This window comes from Anabaena sp. CCY 9402-a, from assembly GCF_963920945.1.
GTDB lineage: Bacteria > Cyanobacteriota > Cyanobacteriia > Cyanobacteriales > Nostocaceae > Trichormus > Trichormus minutissimus.
Genome location: NZ_CAWUDL010000031.1, coordinates 61,353 through 68,146, shown reverse-complemented (window position 1 = coordinate 68,146; position 6,794 = coordinate 61,353). Strand labels below are relative to the sequence as shown.

2 protein-coding genes are annotated in these 6,794 nt (G+C 39.6%); one reads left to right on the top strand and one right to left on the bottom strand.

The window, feature by feature from the left end; all coding sequences use genetic code 11:
- Positions 1–90: 90 nt before the first annotated feature.
- Complete coding sequence (locus tag ACM0OR_RS13550; RefSeq protein WP_414576707.1) at positions 91–4,620, bottom strand: CHAT domain-containing protein; 4,530 nt, start codon at positions 4,618–4,620, stop codon at positions 91–93.
- A 211-nt stretch (positions 4,621–4,831) separates the two neighbouring features.
- Here ACM0OR_RS13550 and ACM0OR_RS13545 point away from each other — a divergent pair, with 211 nt between their 5' ends.
- On the top strand, positions 4,832–6,634 hold the full coding sequence (locus ACM0OR_RS13545; protein ID WP_414576705.1) for a tetratricopeptide repeat protein: 1,803 nt from the start codon (positions 4,832–4,834) through the stop codon (positions 6,632–6,634).
- Positions 6,635–6,794: the final 160 nt, after the last annotated feature.

Genomic DNA, 6,794 nt, shown 5'->3' with positions numbered 1-6,794 from the left:
TGTTATTACTTTACTTGGACTTGTGTGTACACCGTAGCCTACAAGGAGAGAGGTTAGAGTGTATTGCATACAAACAAGAAGTCCTATACTTTACCAAGGATTACCAATCATGGTGAATGCAGACCAAAAATAAGGATGGCTGATATTTCTATTCCCAAGTTTAGCTAGAACAGGGGGCAAAGTTACATTACCTCTAGTAGTTTCTAGCCTCCCATCTTCTAGACGTATCTCACCTTTGAGGGCTGCTACCTGGGCTTGGCGGAGGGCTTCGGCTTTGATGGGGGCTGTTTTTAAGCGATCGTAAAATTCACTGATGAAGCCTAATGTACCTTCATCGGAGACATACCATAAACTTGCTAAGGCTGACTTTGCACCAGCTTGGACAGCAAAACCGGCAAAACCTAACTCTGCGTCTTCATCTCCGAGGGCGGTGCGACAAGCACTCAATACTACTAATTCTACAGGTGGATTATTCCAACCGAGTCTGCGAATTTGATCCATTTGTAATTGAGTGTCCCAGAGTTGAATGTAGGAGTTACTGGGCGCACCGGGTCTAAATTCGCCGTGGGTGGCGAGGTGGATAATCCCAAAGGGTGTCTGCTGACGTTGGTTTTGGAGATTTTTCAGGGTAAAAGATTCGTTGAGGAAGGATTTACCAGGCCACAGGCGCGGTGTAATGGCTTTTAGTTCTGTGGGTACGGCTGGTAAGGGCTGCTGGTTGGTGAATTGAGATGCACCCATACTCAAGACTTCGGCTTTTCTAATATCGACATATCGGGTATCGGTGAGGCTGAGACTAGGCATTAAACCGACACTGTATTTTTCGACTAAATATTGTTTACCATCATAAAGGGCGGCGATGGGTAGCGATCGCAATCCGCTATCCATAATAAATACTAGGTTTTGAATTTCGCTGGCTGTTAAATCACTCTCGATGGGTTTAATTAACAAGTCATATAGTTGTTTGGCTGAATCTATATAGTCTTTCCGCAAGGCGGGATCTGTCACGCGGCTTTTGAAAGTTCGAGAAATTGCTAAAATTTGCGATCGCGTGATGGGTAAAACTTTGCGGACTGGTGTACCCTTGGCAGTAACTACGACTAATTCTAGGCGATCGTCTGGAGAGATGATATCTAGTGCTTTTGTCTTGGTTACTTGATTAGATGTAGCAGCCATCTTGGGGACAAAACTGACGTATATCAGTGCAGGTTTTACCCCTGTGGCACTTTCAATATCTTGTAAGATACTCTGGGCTGTGTTTGTCGTGGCAATTTTGGGTAGAGTAGTTCTTCCTAAATATTGCTGAACTCTGTCCGTAAACTTTTCGTCAATTTCCAGGATAATTTTATCAACTACAACTTTGGTAATGACGGTAGTTTGAATAGGATTGCCAATCTTTTCTAGGATATGGGGGTTAGGAGAATTATCGGGAATTGTTGGTTCTATTGGTTCTATTGGTGGCGGTGTTGGCGTAACCTGAATAATTATATCTTGGGGGGATGAAAAAGAGACGCGATCGCTAGCTGTAATACTAAAAGCTGTAATATTACCAGTAGTATCTGTTGGTGGTGTGTAGACTAAAATTGTATCCGACGGAAGTAATGTTCCTGGTGTAACTGGTGTACCATCTTGTAGTGTTAAAGTACCACTTTTTAATTCTGTAAATGTTGTGGTGAGGTTATCTTGATTCACATCATTTTTTCCCACATTTAAATCACTAAGATTAAATGTCACCGACTGATTTTCTTGAGTTGTTGGTATATTATTATTTGCTGTTAATGTAGGTGGACTATTAATAGAATTAATCGATATATCACTGGGAGTATCACTAGCCAGTCCCCCATTTTCTAGAACCGGGAATGTATTAACTGGTGAAGTTGGTGTAATTTGAGAAATGCCTGTGTTAATACTTGCCTTAGTACCATTTTGATTAGCATCACCAACTATAAATGGCACATTATCGGTCCCGCCATCATGTTGAATCGTGACAATACCTGATATATTATCTCCAGCAGTAAAGATTGTATCTCCCGTAGGTGTACTGTTAATTAAAACCTCTGCTAATCCCCTCACAACTCCATTGGCGAGAATATTCACATCACCTGCTTCAGCATTACCAAAACTAGGAACACTGGCGTTTGTGTTAATACTGCCAAAAGTAATATTTTTGCCTGCATTTAAATCTACATCTCCGGCCACACTACCGTAAGCACTGAAAGCGAAAGCATCAATCCTACCTATAATAATATTTCCTGTTGTGTTGATATTAATTGAACCAGCACTCGCATTACTAGATTCTGGATTGATAGCTGAGGAATTAATATCACCTGTTGTAATATCGCCACTCAATGATTGTAAAATAACTCGTCCGGCAAAACCAAAAATAGGATCACTAGTATCAATATTTCCAACTTGGATATTTGCAGGCGTCGATGCAACTCCTGTGGTACTAAAAACAGTTGCTGATTCTGTAGTATCTGGAGGAATGTTAGCTGTAGATTCTAACACACTCAAACCGGCTCTTAAAATTAAAGCCGGCTCATTCGCTAAAATAGCTATATCTCCTGAACAAGTAGTATAAATAGGACAAAGTGTAAAATCTGCCCCAGTAATTGTAATATCACCGCCAGTAATACTACCTGTAGATTCTACTTTTAAAGCTGGACCGATATAATCACCAAAGGTAACATCTCCATTTGCACTAATTATGGGGTCATAAAGACTGATAAAACTACCCCTATTCCCCAGACTGTTGAGAATAGAAAACTTACCACCACTGGCGAAGTGAGTATCTAGAGAAATTTTACCATTACTGACTAAAGTTAAATTACCACCGCTAATAAAACTTGTTCTATTAATATGATTAATTGCTAAAATATCAATACCTTGATTACCTTGGAGATAAAGATTTTTTCCAGCAATAATGGAAACGTTGTTAACTTTAGTATCACGGACTTGCAAAGTATTTTTAGCTATTAAATTTAAGTCGCCAGTCGTGGTAATTTTGCTTTCAGGTAAAATTAAATTCTGGTTAGCATAGAGATTAACTTGATCAGCATTTGCGTGCTTAACTACCACATCACCATGATTAACTTGCAAACCAGAACCAGCTAGTTCTACTTCGCCATTATTATTAACTATTAATTCTGTAGCATTATTCCCGCCGCCACCAGTCAGCAGTTTGGGGAGAGAACTAGGTGAATTGTCCTTAATATTAGATGTATTAATAAATTCTAGACTTAATAGATTGCCAGGAATGCTCAAACGAACTAAGCTAGAACCAGGAACACTAGCGATGGTAATATTACCCCCCGGTGCAGAAAGTTTTCCAGTGCTGGCGACACTACCACCTAATAAAGTTAAGTTACTTCCTTGTGAAACGGTGAGATTCCCAGCATTAAAAATTGCACTAGTAGAGTTTGCATCAAATACAAAGCTATTAGGTATACCAATGAGTGCAGCATAATTATTCCAGCCATGAGCATGAAAATAACTATCACCAAAACCAATACGGTTAGAGGTAGTTGCTGTAAACGATGCTGGAACATTCAAACTTGCATTATTACCAAAAATAATCCCATTGGGATTGATTAAATATAAATTAGAGTTACCGCCAGTGACTTTAATTAGTCCATTAATAAAGGAAGCATCGCTACCAGTGACACGTCCTAAAATATTTTGAATTGATGGCTGAGAAAGAAAGTTAGCTGTTTGATTGGCATCCAGACCAAACTGTAAGAAACTATGAAAAAGATTAGCGCGATCGCTACTCAAACTCCCGCCGCTAATATCAATATTATTACCTTGAGTATTAACAATAGTACCAGTGCCATCATAAGCCGGGTTAATTGATTGTGCTTGTGCCAAATTAGGAAATAAACCCAACAATAAACAAGCACTAGCTAGACTTGTTTGTTTAACGTGTGAATTTCGCCTTTTTTGCGCTTTCTTCACAGCTTGATGAGCAAATTTAGCCTGCAATTGTGTATATTTGCTAGATACATTATCAGCATGAGTGCGATAATAATAAAGTGGCTGAAAAATATGCTTAACTTGAGCAACTTCTGCAAGACGCAAGCATAAATCATAGTCTTCCACATATTTCAAAGACTCATCAATCCCACCCGCTAACTCAAACACTTCTCGCCTGATTAGCCGGAAGTGAAACGTCATAAATTTATTTAATATTTCTTCTCGGTTATATGGTATTAGACAACGATAACCATAGCCGAGAATATGATTGTGAGCATCAATATCTAAATAATCGGTATACACCCAACCAATATCTGATTCTGCATCTAACACCGCAGATGTTTCTTGTAATGCTGTCGGTGCTAACAAATCATCACTATCTACCCAACCAATATACTTACCACAAGTTTGGGCGATCGCAGCCTTTAAAGCCCTTGTCGTCCCTTGATTTTGCGCCACCACCACCCGCACTCGATGATCACGTTTTTCACACTCACGGGCAATCTCTGCGGAATTATCAGTAGAACCATCATCCCAAATTAGCAGTTCAAAATCTTGCCGAGTTTGAGCTAAAACACTGGCAATAGCAGCACCAAGGTAATGCTCCCGATTATACACTGGAATAATAATAGAAATTACTGGCTGCATAAATTGTTTTTACTAAAAATTTCGATTCACTCAATGCTTATAACTAGTTGGCTGCATTGTGTCATGATCTAGGTATAGTGATAGTTGATGTTTGCAAATATTTGCATACACTCAATAAGTTCCTAAATTTTGCTATATTTCTATTCGTATTGGTTTTCATCTCAACTATCTGTTAAAGAAAATTCACCAAATTTAAATTTTCATAATTTATATGCAAAACTTCTTCGCCAAAACCAAAAAGCGGCGGATATTAACTTCCAAATTTCCCCAAACACAAAAACCTTCATTAACCCTCCGCGTTACTTTGCGGAAACCTCCGCGTTACTTTGCGTTCCAGAAAGTATTACTAATATTCACCTTTTTAATTACCACTTGGCTAGTCCCCAAAACCTTACTAGCTCAAGAGAAGCTAGAAATTAAAGACTTTGATTACTGGGCAAGTTTTTGTAGATTACTAGGAGAAGAAAAAAAATACGAAGAAGCGATCGCAGCTTGCAATCAAGCCATTGCACTTAAACCAGAAAATGCCGACATTTGGGTAGAACGGACAGAAATCTTAATCAAACAAGCAAAATATACTGAAGCTTTAGTCTCAGCCGAACGTGCCTTACGTCTGCAACCCAAATATTCTTTAGCCATAGCCCAACGCTGTCAAGCATTATTTAACTTATATAAATATCCTGAAGCTAACGCCGCCTGTGATTTAGCCTTGCGTGCCGATGGGAATTGGGGTGATGGAACAGCAGTATTAGCATGGTACAATAAAGGCTTATCTGAAAGTAAATTAGGACAATTTAACGAAGCTATCACCTCATTTAATCGAGCATTAGATATTGATAAGCAAAATTCCTTAGCTTTAGTTGGTAACTGCCAAGCTTTAACAAATTTAGGTAGATTATATGAAGCGATCGCCGCTTGTGATGCAGCCATTAAAGCTAATAGTAATTGGGGTGATAGTTCCCCGGCCATTGCTTGGTATGCTAAGGGTTTAGCACAGCAAAAAAATGGTCAAATAGAAGAAGCGATCGCCTCATTTGATCAAGCCATTGCCATAAATCCCAAAGATGTAGATATCTGGATTACCCACGGACAAGCTTTAGCCGCAGTAGGGAAACCAGCACAAGCCAGCGTTTCCTTTGAATTTGCCGTAAAGTTAAGCCCTAATTATTCTTTAGCATTAGCAAATCAAAGTGCCACATTGAACAAATTAGGCAAATATAAAGAAGCCCAAACAGCTAGCGAACAAGCTATCCAAGGTGATAATCGATGGGGTGATATGAGTCCCGCCTTAGCTTGGGAACAGCGAGGAATAGCTTTAGCCGGAATGGGAAACTATGAAGAAGGATTAGCATCAATTGATCGTGCGATCGCCTTGAATCCCAACCAAGCCGAAGCCTGGAATAATCGCGCCGTTAGTCAATGGTATTTAGGTAGATATTCCGAAGCAATGGCTAGCAGCGATCGCGCCACCACAATTAACCCCAAATATGCCCAAGCTTGGTTTAATAAAGGTAGAATCCTCAAGTCATTAGAACGCTATCCACAAGCATTGGCAGCATACAATCAAGCCATAGAAAATGGTAAATCAAGCGAGAATACACTGATAGCTAATATCTGGGCTAATCGGAGTGTCGTATTATGGCATTTATCACGCAATCAAGAGGCTTTAGCTTCAGCTGATCGCGCCATTGGTATTAACCCTGAATTATCCCCAGGATGGTACAATCGCGGGGTGGTACTCTTAAATTTAAGACGCTACGAAGAAGCCATCACTGCTTATAACCGCGCTGATACACTTACACCCAATGATGCTAATATCCTGCTAGGTAAGGGAATAGCCTTATTAAAAGTGGGTAAATTACCAGATGCGATCGCAGCTTTTGAAGCTACCTTAAAACTAGATCCACAAAATACCCTAGCACAGACCAATCAAACCATTGCTCAAGCACAATTGCAACAACAGTTAGAGCAGGAAACACCAAAGTTACCAGTAATTCCAGCCCAAACTAGATAAATTTTGGTTGTTGAACTCTGATCAATTTTTTTGAACCGTGTTGCTACAGCGTGGTGAAAATAACTCACCAGTACAATTTACCTCCACTCTTTGATATATCAAGGCTTCTCTGTTTGATTTTGTGTCTTCTTACACTAGCCCTTTAAAATAAAAAAATAAT